The sequence below is a fragment of the Micromonospora endolithica genome, assembly GCF_003626595.1.
Taxonomy (GTDB): domain Bacteria; phylum Actinomycetota; class Actinomycetes; order Mycobacteriales; family Micromonosporaceae; genus Micromonospora; species Micromonospora endolithica.
Genome location: NZ_RBAK01000005.1, coordinates 213,442 through 231,438 on the forward strand (window position 1 = coordinate 213,442; position 17,997 = coordinate 231,438).

Sequence of the window (17,997 nt, forward strand, 5' to 3'; positions counted from 1 at the left end):
GCCGGTCAGACGGTGACCGGCTCGGGTGACGGCTCGCTTGTGGTCTCTCGTTTCCGCCATCGGTGCAGCCATCCGACGTCCGGCGCGCCGTCGAGGACGCCGCCGTCCGGATCGTCGTCGTAGGTGGCCCGCACCGCGTCCTCCTCGGGGTGCAGGATCTCCCGCACGACCAGCACGCAGAGCAGCACCACGGTGCCCAGCCGGAGCGAGGCGGCCAACACGAACACGCCCTCCGGGAAGACCGGACGGCTGGTGGCCGCGCCGAGCAGCTCGCCGTAGAAGGCCGCGAAGTAGCAGACCTCGGCGACCTGCCAGGCGAGGAAGGCGCCCCACTTCGGCCGGGCGAGCACCACGAGCGGCAGCAGCCACAGCACGAACTGCTGCGACCACACCTTGCTGAAGATCAGGAAGGCGGCGACCACCAGGAAGGCGAGCTGGGCGAGGCGCGGCCGGCGCGGCGCCATCAGCGCCAGCGCGGCCACGCCCAGGCAGGCAAGCCCGAAGAGGGCGTACGACAGGTTGTTGAGCACCGGGATGTTGACGTTCAGCCATTCGAACGGCCCGAGGTCGGCCGGGTCGCCGCTGCCGGTCTTCCCGTCCAGGTAGCGGCCGATGTACCAGAGCGTGCCCCAGTCGATCGGCCGCTCGGTGTTCAGCTCGAAGAAGCGGTCCCAGTTCTCCCGGTAGGTGGTGGCGGCGTGCAGGTTCACCAGGACCAGTGACGCCAGCGCCGCCCCGATGGCGGTGAGGGCGGCCCGGATCCGACCGGCACGAAGGGCGAGCACCAGGATCGGCCCGAGCAGGAACAGCGGCCACATCTTGGCCGCCCCGGCCAGGCCGAGCAGTACGCCGGCGGCCAGGGGCCGGCTGCGGGCCCAGGCGAGCAACCCGAACGCGGCCAGGCCGATGGCCAGCAGGTCCCAGTTGACGGTGGCGGTGAGCAGCAGTGCGGGGGCCAGGGCGAACAGCGCGGCGTCCCAGGGTCGTCGGCGGCGCAGGGCGAGGAGCACCGCGACGGTGGCCACCGCGAGGGCGCCGAGGACCAGGACGTTGGCGTTGTAGAACCACTGGCCCTGGTTGATCGACGGGTCGTCCACGCCGAGGGCGTGCACCGGCAGCCCGAGCGCGCCCATGAAGTAACCGGTGAGCACCGGGTACTCGACGGGGTGGTCCCGGTAGGGGACCTTGCCCTCGTTGAGGCCCTCGGCGTAATAGAGGGCCAGCACGTCGGTGTAGCAGAACCGGTTGTACTGCACGTTGTTCTGCCAGGCGCCGTCCTGGCAGGGCGACTTCTGCACCCAGTGCAGCGCCAGGGTCAGGCACACCAGGGCCAGGACGATCCGGCTCGCCGTCCAGAACCGTCGTTCCCGGCCGGCGGGCCGGTCGAGGGCGGTGGCGTGGTCGCCCAGCGGGCCGCCGATGACCCCGGACAGGCCACGGACGAAGCCGTCGGATCGGGACGGGTGGTCCGCCGCACCGGTGTCGTCGATGCCGCGCGTCGACTGCGTGCTCATGAGGGTGCATCCTGCCGTACGCCGGGGGTCCCCGTCCCGTCCCGACGCGAAGATGCCGGTACGCGAGACGCCGCCGGCGCCCGGAAGTGGTGCTCTCCGGGCGCCGGCGGCGGTCAGGGTCGATCAGCCGCGTACGCGGGGTGGGCTGGTCGGTAGCACGCCGCCTCCGCCACCGGGCCTGGTCGGCTCGGTCGGTAGCTGGCCGCCGTTGTTGTTACCCCCGCCGTTGTTTCCACCGTTGTTGCCGCCGTTGTTGTTGCCGCCGTCCGGGCAGAACAGTTCGAGCGGACCGCAGTTCGGCTGGCCGGGCAGGCCGGGCTGGCCCGGTGCGGGCGGCGGCGGCTCGACGGGCTTGACGCCGTTGCCGCTGTCGTCCTTACCCACATTGGCCGCCGGCGGGAAGGGGAGCTTGTCCTTGCCCTTGAGCGCCTCGTCCATGAACCGTTCCCAGATGTCTCCGGGCAGGTTGCCACCGCTGACCTTGCGCTTGTCCTTGAGGCGCAGCGGCTTGCGCTCCTGCACGTTGCCCACCCAGACGGCGGTGGCGATCTGCGGCGTGTATCCGATCATCCACGCGTCGCCGTTCTCCTCGCTGTTCTCCTTGAGCTCCCAGGTGCCGGTCTTGGAGGCCGCCTTGCGACCGTCGTCGAGCCGGTGGTCCACCTGTCCCGGGTAGCGCTCCAGCACCGAGGTCACGTCGGCCACCACCTTCGGGTCGATGCGCTGCTCGGTCTGGAGCTTCTCGGTGACCAGCTGTCGCCACTTCCCGGTGTTGGGGTCCTGCTTGTGCACCGAGTAGAGGAAGTGCGCCTTGTTGTACTTGCCCTGCGCCGCGAAGGTCGCGACGCCGTTGGCGTGGTCCAGCACGGTGATCGGGTACTGGCCGTAGCCGACGACGTGGAAGAAGGGATCCGGTGCGATCTTCTTCGGGTCCTCCTTGGTGAGGTCGTAGCCCTTGGGCGGGTTGGTGTCGGAGCGCCACATCATCGTGACGCCGGCCTTTCTGGCCATGTCGACGACCTTGTCCGGGCCGATGTCCTCGGTGACGTAGTAGAAGGGCACGTTCAGCGACTTCAGCGTGGAGACGGTCAGCGAGCAGGAGTCACCGCAGGCGGGGTTGTCGTCGCCGGCGTTGCTGACCTTGAAGGTGCCCGTAGGCTTGAACGCCTTGCCCTTCCAGACCGACTCGAGGGACTTCTCCGCCTGGAGCGCCGCCGCGAGCGTGTAGATCTTGAAACTCGACCCCGGCGGGTGGCCACCGGTGACCGCGCCGGTGGAGTCGGTGTTCTTGCCGGCGTAGTCGGTGCCGGTGCCGTTGTCGCCACCGTAGTAGGCGAGCACCCGGCCGTTCTGCGGGTCGATCGCGACCACCGCGGCCATCAGGTTCTTCGGCTGGCCGGCGAGCTCGGAGCCCTTGGTCTTGCGCTGGGCCGTCTCCACCGCCGCCGCCTGGATCTTCTTGTCGATGGTGGTGCGGATCCGGTAGCCGCCCTCCATCAGCGCCTGGGAGCAGAGCGGCTTCTTCTCGGTGACCTGCGCCTCGCTGTCGACGCAGATGCCCTTGTCCCGCATCTCGGCCTTGACATAGTTGATCACGTTGCCGTACGGCGTGTCGACGCCGAAGTCGACACCGGTGCCGTTGGTCTTCTTGATCTCGGTCGGGTACTCGGTCGGTGCCGCCGGTCGTCCGGCGGCGTTCAGCCAGCCTTCCGCGATCATGCCGTTGATGACGTACTGCCAGCGCGACTGGGCGTCGGTCGGGTTGACCGAGGGGTCGTACCCCCGGTGCGTCGCGGTCGCCTGCGGCTGCTTGATCAGCGCCGCGAGGACCGCCCCCTCGGCCACCGACAGGTTCTTCGCCGGCTTTCCGAAGTAGGTGTTGGCCGCCGCCTCGATGCCGTACGCGCCGCGTCCGAAGTAGATCACGTTGAGATAGTTCTCCATGATCTTCTCCTTGCTGAACTCGTCGTTCAGCTTGGAGGCGAGGATCGCTTCCTTGACCTTCCGGGCGTACGTGTCGTCCTTCAGGTTGTCGTAGGCGTTGCGGGCGTACTGCTGGGTGATCGTGGACGCACCCTGCTTGTCGCCGCCGGAGAGGTTGTTCCAGGCGGCCCGCGCGATGCCCTTGTAGTCCACCCCGGAGTGCCGGTAGAAGTTCCGGTCCTCGGCCGCCGCGACCGCGTCCCGTACGTGCTGCGGGATCTGGTCGATGGTGACCAGCGTGCGGTTCTGCTCACCGACCTTCGCGATCAGCGTCTTGTTGTCGAACGCGTACAGCGACGTCGCCTGGGGCGGCGGGGTGTCCTTGGGCAGCACCACCTTGGTCGAGTAGTAGGTGAAGCCGACCACGCCGATGCCGGCCAGCATGATGAACACCGCGAACCCGGCGATCAGCATGTTGACCCGCTTGCGCTTCTTCGCCCGGGCCACCGCGTCCGGGTCACCGGCACCGCGACCGGCCCGACCCGGGCCGGTCGGCCCACCGGGGCCGCCGGGGCCACCCGCCGCGCCGTAGGCCGGCGACACGCTGGCCCGGGCCACCGACGCGCGGCCACCGACCGCCGCCGAGCCGACGCTGGCCCGGCCGGCGGACGCGGAGCCGACGGACGCGGCACCCACCGAGGCGGCACCGACCGACGCCCGTCCGGAGGGCCCGCCGACGGGGGACACCGGCACCGAGGCCCGTCCCGCGCCGGCCCGGCCCGCCGCGGCACCGGGGGCCGGGGAGACGGGAACCGAGGCGCGCCCAGGTCCGGCGCGCCCGACCGAGGCGGAGCCCACCGACGCGGAGCCCACCGACGCCGAGCCGGCGGCACCACGGCCGGGGCCGGGCACCGAGGCGGAGCCGGCGACCGAGGCACGACCGCCGGCGGCACGCGGCGCGACCGGGGCACGACCGCCCGGGGCCGCCGCGTCGTCGGCGGCCGACCAGCCGGCCGCCTGCCCGTCCGGGCCGGAGCGTCGGTACGCGTCGTCGGCCCGCCCGGGGTCACCGTGCTGGCCCGGGATCTGGGCCCGCCCGCGCGAAGAACTGGGATCGCCGTACGAGTTCATTCCTCACACCCTGCCGGTCGCGGTGGAGCGCGGTCGCGCGGCCACCGGGTTGCCGTGAGTTGAGACACCCGTCGTCGCCGCGTGGATCCGCCGGGACACAGGTGTCAGTTCTGAATCAATCGGGCTAATCAGACCAACGAGCCGTCGGTCGACCCGGGCGTGCACACGCTGGCCGGGGTCAGCCGATCGAGCTGGGATCACCGTTGAGCCTCTCGCCTTCGCCGTCCGACGGACGCCGCCGAGGTGGCCGCGCCACCCACCGCGCCCTGGTCCGGCCCGTCCTCGGCCAGCCCGTCCCGCCCGAGCAGGTACTGCTCGACGAGATGGTTCCAGTCACAGCCGAGACACACCTCCACCACGAAGACCTGGAACTCACGCAGCGTCATTGCCAGCACGGGCAACTCCGCCAAGGTCCGGGCCTGGCCGGCGGACTGCTTGAGTTCGTCCCCGTAAATGTAGTGGACGTGGGTCAGGTTCTCACTCCGGCAGATCGGACACCGGTGGTCGGTCGGCTCGCCGTGGAAGCGAGCAGCGTTCTTCAGGTACGGCGAGGCGTCGCAGACGTCGTAGGTGCCGACCCGTCCCGCGTGAAGCTCACGCAGCACTGCTCGCTTCTGGAGCGAGTAGTCGACGACCTGACGAGACGTACGCATGCGGAGAAGGGTACGCGGTCTGATCCGGCGGGGCGACCACGGTGACGATGCGTGATCGCAGGAACCCGGAACGGGGGTTTGCCCTGATCACCGCGATCCGCTAGCGTGCGATGTATCGGTCCGATACATCGCGGTTGGTTGGCACTCCGCGCACAGGGTAAAGGAAGGATGGCCAGTGCTCGAACTCGCCATCCTCGGCCTGCTCCAGGAGGCCCCGATGCATGGCTACGAGCTGCGCAAGGAGCTCACCGCCAAGCTCGGCGCGATCCGGGCGGCCATCAGCTACGGCTCGCTCTATCCGACCCTGCGCAGGTTGCAGGCGGCGGGGTGGATCGCCGAGGCCTCCGAGACGCCCGCCACTGTCGAGGAGGTTCCCGCACTGACCAGCCGGCGTGGCCGGGTGGTCTACAAAATCACCGCGGAGGGCAAGGAACGCTTCGCCCAGCTGATCGCGCAGGCCGGACCCGAGACGTACGACGACACGGGTTTCGGTGTGCACTTCGCGTTCTTCGCCCGGACCGACCAGGCGACCCGCCTCCGCATTCTGGAGGGTCGCCGCCGCAAGATCGAGGAACGTCGCGAAGGGCTTCGTGACGTGCTGGGCCGCGCGGCCGAGCGCCTCGACGCGTACACCCTGGAACTGCAGCGCCACGGCCTGGACGCCTGTGAGCGCGAGGTCCGCTGGCTGGAGGAGCTCATCGCCAACGAGCGCTCCGGCCGTGCCCCGACGGTCCCGCAGCCCGGGACGGCCGGTGGCCGACGAGATAACGACAGCCCGCCTCCGCCTGGAGAGACCAGGAAAGAGCGGCCGTGATGAAGAAGAAGGAGGCAGACGCTATGGGCTCCGTCCGCGTCGCCATCGTCGGTGTGGGTAACTGCGCCTCGTCCCTGGTTCAGGGCGTCGAGTACTACCGGAACGCCGACCCGAACGACCGCGTCCCGGGTCTCATGCACGTCACCTTCGGCGACTACCACGTCTCGGACGTGGAGTTCGTCGCGGCGTTCGACGTCGACGCCAAGAAGGTGGGCATGGACCTCGCGGAGGCGATCGTCGCCAGCGAGAACAACACCATCAAGCTCTGCGACGTGCCGCCGACCGGCGTCACCGTGCAGCGCGGCCCGACCTTCGACGGCCTGGGCCAGTACTACCGCGAGATCGTCCAGGAGTCCGGCGCCGAGCCGGTCGACGTGGCGCAGGCGCTGCGCGACGCGCAGGTCGACGTCGTCGTCTCCTACCTGCCGGTGGGCTCGGAGCAGGCCGACAAGTTCTACGCCCAGGCCGCGATCGACGCCGGTTGCGCGTTCGTCAACGCCCTGCCGGTCTTCATCGCCTCCGACCCGGAGTGGGCGAAGAAGTTCGAGGACGCGGGCCTGCCGATCGTCGGCGACGACATCAAGAGCCAGGTCGGCGCCACCATCGTGCACCGCGCGCTGGCGAAGCTCTTCGAGGACCGCGGTGTCGAGCTGCTGCGCACGTACCAGCTCAACTTCGGCGGCAACATGGACTTCATGAACATGCTGGAGCGCAACCGCCTGGTCTCGAAGAAGATCTCGAAGACCCAGTCGGTGACCTCCCAGATCCCGCACGAGATGAGCAAGAGCGACGTGCACATCGGCCCGTCGGACCACGTGCCGTGGCTGGACGACCGCAAGTGGGCCTACATCCGCCTGGAGGGTCGCTCCTTCGGTGACACCCCGCTCAACGCCGAGCTGAAGCTCGAGGTGTGGGACTCGCCGAACTCGGCCGGCGTCATCATCGACGCGGTCCGCGCCGCGAAGATCGCGCTGGACCGCAAGATCGGTGGCCCGATCCTGTCCGCCTCGTCGTACTTCATGAAGTCTCCTCCCGTGCAGTACGCCGACCACGACGCGCACGCCGCCGTCGAGGAGTTCATCAAGGGCGAGATCGAGCGCTGACGCGCCACCTGAGCAGCACCGCCGAGGGCCGGGTCCGCGAGGACCCGGCCCTCGCCGTCTGCCTCAGGCCGGCATCTCCGGGTACGGCGACAGCGGCGACGGGTCAGCGCACGGAATCCGTGCGTGGCAGCATGCGGCGGTGCGTCTGCGACCGCTGCTCCTCGCCGCCGCGGCGGGCCTCGCCGCCGCGCACGTCCTCGGCATCCTGGCCGGAGATCCCCTGCTGCGGTACGCGGAGATCCTGGCCCTGCTCCTGCTGCTCGGCCACGCCCTGCTCGGTGAATTGCCGGCACCGCGGTGGGTCGTGCCGACCGGTGACGGCGACCGCCGTCACCTCGGCACGGCGGTGTCGCTGCCCGTCGCACTCGGGCTGGCCGCCGTCGGCCTCGCCGCCGTGCTGGTCCGACGCGGTCGGCGAAGCGCCGCCACGGGTGCGGTACTGCTCGCCGTCACCGCTCTGGCTTACGTCGACACGGCACTCGCCGCGGTGCCGCTGCCGGTGTACGTCGGCCACGAGTCCGCTGTCCTCACCGGGGCCGCCCGCCTGTCGTCGGGCGTGTCGTCCCCGCTGCCAGCGTTGACCGCCGCCACTGAACTGGCCGCGGATACTCTCGATCATGCCGTTTGATCTGCAGCCCGTGCTTCGTGGAGATCTCGTTGGCGTCCGGCCCTTGCGATCGGCGGACTTTGATGAGCTCTATCAGGTTGCTCGGGACCCCCTCATCTGGGAGCAGCATCCGGTCAAGGATCGGTACCGCTACGAGGTCTTCACGCGGTTCTTCGCGGAGTCCCTGGCGTCCGGTGGCGCTCTGGCGGTCACGTCGGCTGCGGGCGACATCATCGGGTCGTCCCGGTTCCATGGCTACGACCAGTGGCGCAGCGAAGTCGAGATCGGGTGGACGTTCCTCGCCAGGTCGTACTGGGGCGGCCAGGCGAACGGCCAGCTCAAGACCTCCATGGTGGGACACGCGTTCCGCTTCGTCGAGCGGGTCGTGTTCCTCGTCGGCCCAGATAATCGACGCTCCCAACGAGCGCTTGAGAAAGTCGGCGCGGTTCGCGTAGGAAGCCGGCCCGACGCGGCAGGCCAGGACAGCGCCTTGTTTGAGATGCGGCGCCCAGCGGACTTTACGACGTCCGGGTGAGTCTCGGGGACGTGCTGCTCAAGGTCGAGGTGGATCATCAGGCCCAGGTGAAGGTGCGGCGGGCTTGTCGACGTGCCGGTTTGCCGCGGCTGATGCGGCGTGTGATGCCGGCGATGGCAGCCCAGCGGATGAGAGCTTCGGATACTGCGGGTTGGCGTTCGTAGTCGCGGGCCAGCCGGCGGCAGGCGGTGAGCCAGGCGAGGGTGCGCTCCATGACCCACCGGCGGGGGTGGACGGCGAAGCCTCGCTGGTCGGCGGGTTTGCGGACGATCTCCAGCGTGGTGCGCAGGGTGTCCCGGGTCCAGTCCACGAGTCGTCCGGTGAAGCCCTGGTCGGCGAAGACGTGCCGGATCGGGGCGGCCATGTAGGCGCTGAGCAGGGCGGTCTTGGCGCCGTCGCGGTCCTGCCAGCTCGCGGCGAGCACGGTCACGGTGACCCAGCAGGCCAAGGGTGTCGGTGATGATGAACAGCTTCCGCCGTTGACCTTCTTGCCGGCGTCGTAGCCTCGGCTGCCCCGGCCGACGGTGTCGGCACCCTTCACGCTCTGCGAGTCGATGATCCCCGCCGACGGTTCCGGCTGGCGGCCCTGCTGCACCCGCGCCTTGACCCGCAGTCCCGCCAGGAGTTTCTCCGTCACACCGGCTTCTTCCCAGCGGGTGAATACCAGTACACCGTCTGCCACGGCGGTAGGTCAGCGGGCAGGTACCGCCACGGACATCCGGACCGCACGGCGTACAGGATCGCGTTGACGATCTCCCGCCGCGGGTGCTTCTCCCTGCGACCGTCCGTGTTCGGGCTCCGGCAACAGCGCCTCGATGAGCGCCCACTGAGCATCTGTCAGATCGGAGGGGTAGCCACGACGCACAGACACCGCGCCACCATGCCCGTCTCGCCGACGGAAGTCATGGCAGCACGCCGTCCACCACAGACCTTCTCGAACACCCTCTCAGGCTTGAGATTCAGGGTGAAGGCCATACCAGATTTGTATGACTCGTCCCGTCGGGACGTCAACCACGCTCGGCACTACGTGTCCTCCTCGCTGACTCTGATCGAGCGGATCTCGCCGCAGGAAGATCTTGGCGAGGATTGCTCGGACCCAGGCGGACAGGCTGTGCGCGGTCTACCCTGCCGACCAGGCTCGGCGCAGGGCGACGCCGGCCTCCAGCTCCAGCAGCTTCACCTTGCGGTCCAGGCCGCCGCCGAAGCCGACCAGCTTTCCGCCGGCGCCGACGATCCGGTGGCAGGGCACCAGAACCGGGATCGGATTGCGGTTGCAGGCCACCCCGACCGCTCGCGCGGCCCCGGGATCGCCCACCTCGCGGGCCACCTCCCCGTAGGTCGACGTCTCCCCGTACGGGATGCGCAGCATCGCGGCCCAGACGGCCCGTTCGAACGCCGAGCCGCGGGGCGCCGCCAGCGGGACGGTGAACGTGCCCAGGTCGCCCGCGAAGTACGCCCTCAGCTCGGCGACCGCCCGCCCGGCGAGCGCGTCGGCCGGCTCGTCGACGGCTCCGTCGGCTCGGCCGAAGTGCGCGCCGCACACCGCGACCCCGTCGGTGGCCACCGAGAACTCACCGATCGGTGACTCCAGCACGGTCCATCGCATCCGCCCATTCTCCCCTTTGATGCCAGCGCCACCGGAGGAGCCGATCAGAGCAGGGTCACGCCGAGCAGCAGGGCACCGGCGCTCAGGCTCGCGCCACCGGCGACGGCGAGCCAGATCAGCTTGTTGGGCTTCGTGTCGGTCGGGCGCACCACGGACAGGAAGAAGCCGAGCGGCATCAGGATCGGCGCGGCCACCAGCAGTGCCCGGATCAGTGTGCGGGTGCCGTCGGACGCGTCGGCGTGGTCGACGTACGGCAGCACGGCGAGCGCGAAGAGGACCAGCACCCCGGCGTGCGCGTGGCCGGCGGTCCACAGGCCCCGGCGTACCGGGTTGTCGAGGTAGCCGGCCTGCCGACGGGCCAGGTGTTGGAGCAGGGTGAGCCCACCGAAGGCGATCGTCACCACGGTGACGAGCAGGATTCCGGCGGTGGTCAGGGTTGCCGAGGACATGAGGACATCTCCTTCTTGTCAGTGACAAGATTGACCCCGTGACGCTAACTTGTCAATGACTAGATGGTGCTCGTGGGCAAAGATCCCGGGCCTACCGGCGTCTGAGTCTGGGAGGTGGAGGGTGACCGACGGGACCGACCAGGAGTTCACCTCGTTCGTCAACGAACGGGGGGACGCTCTGCTGCGCGTCGCGTACGCCCTCGCGGGCAACCAGCACGGCGCGGAGGACCTGCTCCAGAACGCACTGGCCAAGGCGTACGCGCGCTGGACGCGGATCCGGGGCGACGCCGAGCCGTACGTCCGCCGGATCCTCTACCACGACCAGGTCTCCGGCTGGCGCCGGCTGGCGCGACGGCCCGAGGTGTCGGTCGCCGTCCTGCCCGAACCGGCGGTCGTCCGCGACTCGGGGCAGGACGCCGACCTGCGACTGCTGCTGCGCGACGCGCTGCGGGCGTTGCCGCCCCGGCAGCGGGCGGTGCTGACCCTGCGCTATCTGGAGGACCTCAGCGTCGAGCAGACCGCGGCCATGCTCGGCTGCCACACCGGCACCGTGGCCAGCCAGACGTCGAAGGCACTGGCCCGGCTGCGGCAACTCGTGCCCGCCTTCGACGGTCGGATCACCGAGGAGGTGCGATGAGAGCGACCGAGGACGACATGCTGCGGGCCGCCGTCGGTGACCTTGCCGGTGAAGCTCGGGGCGTACCGGATCTCGCGGACCGTGCGCTTCGCCGGGGCCGGCAGCTTCGCCGCCGGCGTCGAGGCACGGCGGTCGTCGGGGCCTTCGTCGCGCTCACCGGCCTGACCGCGCCCTTCCTGCTCCTGCGCCCCGGCCCGCCGGCGGGTACCGCCGCCTGGAACGATCCCGTCGTACCCGTTGTCTCCGTCGCACCCGCGCCCACCGGGGACTGGACGCGCAGCCGGTTGCCCCTGCCCGGCGGCTGGGTGCTCGCCGGCGCCACCTCCACCGGAACCCCCGCCGAGACGGCGTACGCCCTGGACCGGACCCGGAACCGCTACCTCGCCGTAGACACGTACGAGCAGGTGTGGGCGCCGCCGCAGGGGCGCACGGCGGTCGTCGTCGACGAGGACCGCCGCGGGTCGACCGGCCTGCTCGACATCGCCACCGGCTCAGTACGGTGGGTGGACACCGGCAGCAGCATCCTGGATCCCCACTGGTCACCGGACGGTCAGCGATTGGTCGTGACGATCCTGGACAAGGACACCGCCCAGTTCTCGATGGGGGTGCTGACCGCCCGTACCGGCACGTACCAGACGTTCCCTGTGGACATCGCCAGCCGCTATCTGTGCACCGACTACTGCTTCTTCACCTGGACCCGAGACGGCCAGGAGGTCGTACTCCAGCAGACGGATCCCGGCGCGCCGCGCTCGGAGTCGGCGCCGCACCCCCGCCGAGGCGTACAACTCTTCTCCCCGGACACGGGACAGCCGACCCGGTTCCTTCCGGTGCCCGGTGATCCCGCCGGCCCCTGGTCGTGGTCCCCCGACGGACAACTGGTGGTCATCAAGGGTCGCGACGGCCCGCAGATCGCCGAGGTCGCCACCGGCCAGGTGCTCGGCGCGGCACCCGCCGAGCACGCCGCCTGGGTGAGCGACGACCGGCTGCTCTACCGCGACCTCCAGGCCAACGAAATGGTGCTGGCCGACCGGGACGGCCGGGACCTGGCCCGCCAGGCACTGCCCCGCGAGTTGGGCGCGAACATGGTTCTCACCATCTCCCCCGACTGACCAACCGGCGGTGTTGCCGTGCGTCGCTACCGTGCGGGTCGTGGCCACGGGGACATTGATCTTCCTCATCATCGGTGTGGTGGGGGTCGCGGTACTGACCCTCGCCCTACTCGGCACGGAACTACTCCACTTCGGGCAGCCGGACTTCGACGGGCCGGTGTCCACCGAGGCGGTCGCCGGGTTCGTCGGAGCGTTCGGGTTCGGCGGCGCGATCGTCAACGAGCTGCTCGGTGCGCGTACGCCCGGCCTGGTGGCACTGGCGGCGGCCGGCGGTGTCGTCGCGGCCGTGCCCACCGCGTGGGTCGCGTCCCGCCTCGGGCGGGCGGCCCGCGACATGCCCACCGATCCCACCCCCACCCGCAACGACCTGGTCGGCGCACTCGGCCTGGTCGTCACCCCGGTGCCCGTCGACGGCTACGGCGAGGTCCGGGTACGCGTCGCCGGCGCGCCGGTGAAACTCAACGCCCGTGCCGACCGGCCGATCCCGGTGGGCACCCAGATCTTCGTGGTCGAGGCCCTCAGCGAGACCAGCGTGCACGTCGAGACCTACTGAAAGAAGGACCCTCTCCATGCTCCTTGTCATCGCCATCGGTGGTGCGGTACTCCTCTTCGTCGTCCTCGTCTTCTTCGTCCTGTCCCGGATCAAGGTCGCCGGCCCGAACGAGGCCTTCATCGTGACCGGCCGCAAGGGGCGCACCACCCAGACCGCCGACGGCGGCCGGTCCACCGACACGTCCGGGCAGAAGGTCGTGCTGGGCGCGTCGGTGTTCGTGCTGCCGGTGGTGCAGAAGCTCCAGTCGCTCGACCTGTCCAGCCGGCGGATCGACGTGGGCATCCGGGGCGCGGTGAGCAAGCAGGGCATCCGCGCCGACCTGCACGGGGTGGCGATCGTCAAGGTGGGTGGCACCGAGGACTCCATCCGCGCCGCCGCGCAGCGGTTCCTGCACCAGCAGGACGAGATCGACAACTTCACCCGGGAGGTGCTGGCCGGCGCGCTGCGCTCGATCGTCGGCCGGCTCACCGTGGAGGAGGTCATCCGGGACCGGGCGGCGTTCGCCAACGCGGTCGCCGAGGAGGCCGAGCACTCGATGACCAACCAGGGTCTGGTGCTGGACACCTTCCAGCTCCAGGACATCCTGGCCGAGGGGTCGTACCTGGCCGACCTGGGCCGGCCGGAGGCGGCCCGGGTGCTCAAAGACGCGGCCATCGCCGAGGCCCGCGCCCGGCAGCAGGCCGAGCAGGAGCGGCTGCTCGCCGAGGAGGCCATCGCCGAGGCCAACCGGAACCTCTCGCTCAAGCAGGCCGCGATCCAGGCCGAGATCGACGCGGCCAAGGCGAAGTCCGCCGCCGCCGGCCCGCTCGCCCAGGCCGAGCGGGATCAGGCGATCCTCACCGAGCAGCAGAAGGTGGCCGAGCGCAACGCCGAGCTGAAGCAGCGCCAGCTCGACACCGAGGTACGCAAGCCGGCCGACGCCGCCCGCTACAAGGTGGAGCAGGAGGCGGAGGCGTCCCGCAACGCGGCGGTGTTCAACGCCGACGCGCAGCGCCAGGCCGTCATCGCCGCCGCGCAGGCCTCCGCCGAGCAGGCCCGGCTCACCGGTGAGGGCGAGCGGGCCCGCCGGGCCGCGCTCGCCGAGGCGAACGCCATCGAGGGCGCCAAGGAGGGCGAGGCCGAGCAGCGCCGCCGGTCCGCGATCGCCGAGGCCGTCGAGCGGGAGGGCCAGGCCGAGGCCGCGGCCATCCTGGCCAAGGGGGAGGCGGAGGCCGACGCGATGGCGCGCAAGGCCGAGGCCTTCGCGGCGTACGGCGAGGCGGCGGTGCTGGACCTGCTGGTACGGGTGCTGCCGCAGGTGGTCGAGGCGGCCAGCGCCCCGATCGGCGCGATCGACAAGATGACCGTCATCTCCACCGACGGCGCGTCGTCGTTGACGAAGTCGGTGGCCGGCAACGTGGCCCAGGGACTCCAGTTGGGCTCGGACCTGACCGGGATCGACCTGCCGGGGCTGCTGAGCCGGCTCGCGGCGACCCGCGACGGTGACCGCCCGGCGGCGGGTACGGCGGTCGAGTCCACCCGCTGAGGGCTCCCGCACACAGCGAAGCGCCCGCCGGACCGTTGACCGGTCCGGCGGGCGCCGCCGCAGTTCGTCTCTGCGAGACAGCCGATCCTCAGATGGCGCTGATGGTGAAGCTCTCCCACTGGCCGAGGCCGAGGGTTTTGTCGTTACTCCAGTCGACCCAGCGATTGGCGATCAGCGGACGGGTGCCGCCACCTTCCGCCTTCACCGCCTCCCCGTCGATCCAGGCCACCAGCTTGACGGAACCGTCGGGCAGGTTGTCGTGGACATAGAACGACTCCCATTCGCCGAGCGCGGCACCGTTGGCGATGAGCGGCTTCGCACCAGCACTGTCGGCCTTGACGAACTTGCCGTTGATCAGCGCCCGGAAACCGGTGACGTAGTACCGGAAGCCGGATTCGTTGATTTCCCTACGGACGAGCTCGAACTGCTCCCATGCGCGGACGGTGGCGCTCCGGGCGATCAGCGGCTTGGCACCGGCGCTCTCCGCGACCACGAACTTGTTGTTCGCGTGGGCCTTGATGGAGACGATCGGGTTGGGCGCCTCGAAGTCGAACTTCTCGGCCGTCGAGACGCTGGTCTTGCTGGCGATCAGCGGTGAGGTGGCGTTCGCCGCGGTCACGAACTTGCCGTTGATCACGGCCTTGAGGCTGACACTGCCGTCGCTGTTGTGCAGGAGCTGGAACTTCTCCCACGGTCCGACGGCGGCACTGCGGGCGATGAGTGGCTTGGCACCCGCGCTCTCCGCGGCCACGAACTTGCCGTTGACCCGGGCCTTCAGCGCGACGTAACCACTGCCGGCGTCGACCACGTCGAGCTTCTCCCACGGACCGAGCGCGCTGGACCGGGCGACCAGCGGCTTGGTGCCGCCGCTCTCCGCGGCTACGACCTTTCCGTTGGACCGGGCCCGGAGGCCGAAGGAACTGCGGGCCACCGGAGCGTCGCCCACGTGGAGCAGTCGGTCCAGAGCACCCCTCGGGTCGTGCACCGCGCCGGAGACGGCCCGGGTGACGAGCCGGTCGCGCACCTGCTGGGGCGTCCAGGTCGGGTTCTGCGCCAGCAGTAGGGCCGCGGCGCCGGCCACGTGTGGCGACGCCATCGAGGTGCCGCTGTAGATCGCCGACTCGTAGGCGTTGGGCCCGATCATCGAGGAGTGGATGGCCACGCCGGGCGCGAAGACGTCGACGCAACGACCGAAGTTGGAGAAGTCGGCGCGGAAGTCGAACCGGTCGGTGGCACCCACCGTGATCGCCCCTGGAACGGCGGCCGGGGTGTACCGGCAGGCGTCGTCGTCCTCGTTGCCGGCGGCGACCACGTAGTGGATGCCCTTGGCGATCGACGCGCTGATGGCGTCCTCGACGCTGGTGACGCGGCCACCGAAGCCGAGGCTCATGTTGACCACGGAGGGACCGTCGGCGTTGGTGGCGATCCAGTCGATGGCGGCAAGCAGTTCGACGGTCGTACCCGAACCCGGCGATCCGTCCGGCATCGGGCAGCCGATGACCCGTAGCGCGACCAGCTTCACGTTCTTGGCCACGCCGTACTTGGTGCCGCCCACGGTGCCCGCGACGTGGGTGCCGTGGCCGTCGCACGGGTCGTCCGCGACCGCGTCGTTGTCGATGAAGTCGTAGCCGTGGCTCGCCCGGCCGCCGAAGTCCCGGTGGGCGATGTCCATGCCGGTGTCCACGATGTAGGCCGTGACGTCACTCGCGTCGGTGGCGTACGTGTAGGAGCGGTCGAACACGGGGCGGACCTGGTCGATCCGGTCCAGACCCCAGGAGGGCGGGTTGCTCTGCGTGTCGCTGGCGAAGACACGCTGGACCTGCTCGACGTAGGCGACGTCAGGGTCGGCGGCCAGCCGGGCGGCCTGGAGCTTGGTCATCTTGGCGGAGTAGCCGTTGAGGGCCTTGCTGAAGACCTTACGGACGGTGCCGCCGTTCTTCTCGGCCAGCGCCGAGGCGGCCGACTTCACCTCGACGGCCTTGGCCTTCTTGTCCTTGAGGACGACGATGTACTGGTCCGGCACAGCCGCGGCCTCCGGGACACCGCGCACCTTCGCCGGGTCGGGACGGGTGGGCTCGGCCATCGCCGGGCTGGCCGCCAGTGTGGTGGTCACTGTGGTCAGGGTGGCGAGGGCGAGCCCCGCCACAGCCGTACGGCGCAGGACGCCGCGGCGAATCTTCACATGGTCTCCCCGCGAGAACGAGATCCACATCCGTCCACGTCGGACGGGGGAGCAGCGGCCGTGGCGATCGCCGACCGGCCGGTGCCGACCCATCATCCAGCAAGGTCCATCCGTACCGCGTCAACCGTTCGGTCGATACGGTGGTGTTTCGGCGTACCGACGGGTCAGATGCCCTCTTCGCGGGCCCAGCGCAGCAGCTCCGCCTCGGCCTCGTCCCGGTCCAGCGGACCCCGCTCCAGGCGGAGTTCCTTCAGGTGCTTCCACGCCCGGCCGACCACCGGTCCCGGCGGCACGCCGAGCAGTTCCATGATGGCGTTGCCGTCCAGGTCGGGGCGGACCCGGGCGAGGTCCTCCTCGGCGGCGAGCCGGGCGATCCGCTCCTCCAGCGCGTCGTAGTCGGCGGCGAGCTGGGCCGCCTTGCGGCGGTTACGGGTGGTGCAGTCGGAGCGGGTCAGCTTGTGCAGCCGGGGCAGCAGCTCGCCGGCGTCGGCCACGTAACGGCGGACCGCCGAGTCGGTCCACTCGCCCCGGCCGTACCCGTAGAAGCGCAGGTGCAGCGCCACCAGGCCGACGACCTGCGCGGTGATCTCCTTGGAGTAGCGCAGCGCCTTCATCCGGACCTTGGTCATCCGCGCGCCGACCACCTCGTGGTGGTGGAAGCTGACCCGGCCGTCCGGGCCGGCCGCCTTGGTGGCCGGCTTGCCGACGTCGTGCATCAGCGCGGCCATCCGCAGCACGAAGTCCGGGCCGTCCTGCTCGTACGAGATGGCGTTGCTCACCACGGTCAGCGTGTGCTCGTAGACGTCCTTGTGCTGGGCGTGCTCGTCGATCTCCAGCTTCAGCCCGGTCAGCTCGGGCAGGAACCGCTCGGCCAGCCCGGTGTCGACGAGCAGTCGCAGCCCGGTGATCGGGTCGGCACCGCAGAGCAGCTTGGTGAACTCGTCGCGGATCCGCTCGGCGGTGATCCGGTCCAGGTCGGCGGCCATCCGGCTCATCGCCGCGTGCACGTCGGGATGCACCGCGAAGCGCAGCTGGGCGGCGAAGCGCGCCGCGCGCAGCATCCGCAGCGGATCGTCGCCGAACGACTGCCCGGGCGTGCCCGGGGTGCGGATCACCTTGGCCGCCAGGTCGGCGAGGCCGCCGTGCGGGTCGGTGAACCGGTGGTCGGGCAGGCTCACCGCCATCGCGTTGATGGTGAAGTCGCGTCGCCTCAGGTCCTCGGTAAGGTCGGTCCCGTACTCGACCACCGGGTTGCGGGTGACCTGGTCGTAGGACTCGGCGCGGAAGGTGGTGACCTCCAGCCGCAGCCCGTCGCGCTGGAGGCCGATGGTGCCGAACTCGCGGCCGGTCTCCCAGATCGACTCGGCCCAGCCACGCACGATGCGCAGCGTCTCGTCCGGGTGGGCGTCGGTGCAGAAGTCCAGGTCGTCGCCGAGCCGACCGAGCAGCGCGTCGCGCACCGAACCGCCCACCAGGTGCAGCTCGTGGCCGGCCTGCGCGAACCGGCGGCCCAGCTCGTCGGCGACCGGGGACACCCGGAGGAGTTCGGCGACGGCGTTGCGCTGCGCGGTGGTGAGGTCGCGGCGGTCGGCGTGCGGTGCGAAGGCTTCGGACATGGGATCGCCAGCCTATCGGGCGGGGCGGGCATCACGTCCG

At 70.4% G+C, this 17,997-nt stretch carries 17 protein-coding genes; 8 read left to right on the plus strand and 9 right to left on the minus strand.

The genetic code is table 11. From position 1 onward, the window contains the following. Positions 1-5: 5 nt before the first annotated feature. From D7223_RS15445 to D7223_RS15455, 3 genes are all read right to left on the minus strand, one after another. Positions 6-1,514: a glycosyltransferase family 87 protein gene (locus D7223_RS15445; RefSeq protein WP_120729091.1), complete on the minus strand. Its 1,509-nt coding sequence runs from the start codon at positions 1,512-1,514 to the stop codon at positions 6-8. Positions 1,515-1,637: 123 nt separating this feature from the next. Then, on the minus strand, positions 1,638-4,568 hold the full coding sequence (locus D7223_RS15450) for a transglycosylase domain-containing protein (protein WP_120729092.1): 2,931 nt from the start codon (positions 4,566-4,568) through the stop codon (positions 1,638-1,640). 197 nt (positions 4,569-4,765) lie between these two features. After that, on the minus strand, positions 4,766-5,221 hold the full coding sequence (locus D7223_RS15455) for a DUF5318 domain-containing protein (protein WP_120729093.1): 456 nt from the start codon (positions 5,219-5,221) through the stop codon (positions 4,766-4,768). Positions 5,222-5,396: 175 nt separating this feature from the next. Between D7223_RS15455 and D7223_RS15460 the strand changes: the two genes are divergently transcribed. The 4 genes from D7223_RS15460 to D7223_RS15475 all read left to right on the plus strand — a co-directional run bounded on the left by D7223_RS15460 (position 5,397) and on the right by D7223_RS15475 (position 8,280). After that, complete coding sequence (locus D7223_RS15460) at positions 5,397-6,035, plus strand: PadR family transcriptional regulator (RefSeq protein ID WP_120729094.1); 639 nt, start codon at positions 5,397-5,399, stop codon at positions 6,033-6,035. Positions 6,036-6,058: 23 nt separating this feature from the next. After that, complete coding sequence (locus tag D7223_RS15465; protein ID WP_120729095.1) at positions 6,059-7,138, plus strand: inositol-3-phosphate synthase; 1,080 nt, start codon at positions 6,059-6,061, stop codon at positions 7,136-7,138. A gap of 139 nt (positions 7,139-7,277) precedes the next feature. Beyond that, positions 7,278-7,766, plus strand: coding sequence for a hypothetical protein (locus D7223_RS15470; RefSeq protein ID WP_120729096.1), 489 nt, complete (start codon positions 7,278-7,280; stop codon positions 7,764-7,766). Beyond that, positions 7,756-8,280 carry a GNAT family N-acetyltransferase gene (locus D7223_RS15475; RefSeq protein ID WP_120729097.1) on the plus strand — a complete coding sequence of 175 codons (525 nt, stop codon included), beginning with the start codon at positions 7,756-7,758 and terminating at the stop codon, positions 8,278-8,280. Before D7223_RS15470 ends, D7223_RS15475 begins: the two co-directional genes overlap by 11 nt. Positions 8,281-8,317: 37 nt before the next feature. Here D7223_RS15475 and D7223_RS15480 read toward each other — a convergent pair whose 3' ends face one another. The 4 genes from D7223_RS15480 to D7223_RS15490 form a co-directional block, all read right to left on the minus strand. Further along, the gene (locus tag D7223_RS15480) at positions 8,318-8,917 is read right to left on the minus strand and encodes a transposase (protein WP_238162005.1); all 600 of its coding nucleotides are present in this window, start codon (positions 8,915-8,917) and stop codon (positions 8,318-8,320) included. Beyond that, on the minus strand, positions 8,914-9,114 hold the full coding sequence (locus tag D7223_RS33575; protein ID WP_238162006.1) for a transposase: 201 nt from the start codon (positions 9,112-9,114) through the stop codon (positions 8,914-8,916). The genes D7223_RS15480 and D7223_RS33575 overlap by 4 nt, the downstream gene beginning before the upstream one ends. Positions 9,115-9,400: 286 nt before the next feature. Further along, positions 9,401-9,886 (minus strand): methylated-DNA--[protein]-cysteine S-methyltransferase, encoded by a 486-nt coding sequence (locus D7223_RS15485; protein WP_120729098.1) that lies wholly within the window; start codon positions 9,884-9,886, stop codon positions 9,401-9,403. A gap of 44 nt (positions 9,887-9,930) precedes the next feature. Then, the gene (locus D7223_RS15490) at positions 9,931-10,335 is read right to left on the minus strand and encodes a hypothetical protein (protein WP_120729099.1); all 405 of its coding nucleotides are present in this window, start codon (positions 10,333-10,335) and stop codon (positions 9,931-9,933) included. 121 nt (positions 10,336-10,456) lie between these two features. Here D7223_RS15490 and D7223_RS15495 point away from each other — a divergent pair, with 121 nt between their 5' ends. From D7223_RS15495 to D7223_RS15510, 4 genes are read left to right on the plus strand one after another with little or no spacing between them, the layout of a single operon-like run. Then, positions 10,457-10,972: a SigE family RNA polymerase sigma factor gene (locus tag D7223_RS15495; protein WP_120729100.1), complete on the plus strand. Its 516-nt coding sequence runs from the start codon at positions 10,457-10,459 to the stop codon at positions 10,970-10,972. Continuing rightward, on the plus strand, positions 10,969-12,081 hold the full coding sequence (locus tag D7223_RS15500; RefSeq protein ID WP_120729101.1) for a TolB-like translocation protein: 1,113 nt from the start codon (positions 10,969-10,971) through the stop codon (positions 12,079-12,081). Before D7223_RS15495 ends, D7223_RS15500 begins: the two co-directional genes overlap by 4 nt. Before the next feature lie 10 nt (positions 12,082-12,091). Beyond that, complete coding sequence (locus D7223_RS15505) at positions 12,092-12,634, plus strand: hypothetical protein (protein WP_120729102.1); 543 nt, start codon at positions 12,092-12,094, stop codon at positions 12,632-12,634. Between the two features lie 16 nt (positions 12,635-12,650). Further along, a complete protein-coding gene (locus tag D7223_RS15510; RefSeq protein WP_120729103.1) occupies positions 12,651-14,159 on the plus strand; it encodes a flotillin family protein in 1,509 nt (502 codons plus the stop codon). Positions 14,160-14,247: 88 nt separating this feature from the next. On the opposite strand, the gene D7223_RS15515 is transcribed toward D7223_RS15510, so the two are convergent. Next, positions 14,248-16,341, minus strand: coding sequence for a S8 family serine peptidase (locus D7223_RS15515; RefSeq protein ID WP_238162013.1), 2,094 nt, complete (start codon positions 16,339-16,341; stop codon positions 14,248-14,250). A gap of 164 nt (positions 16,342-16,505) precedes the next feature. After that, complete coding sequence (locus D7223_RS15520; RefSeq protein WP_120729105.1) at positions 16,506-17,957, minus strand: CCA tRNA nucleotidyltransferase; 1,452 nt, start codon at positions 17,955-17,957, stop codon at positions 16,506-16,508. Positions 17,958-17,997 lie beyond the last annotated feature (40 nt).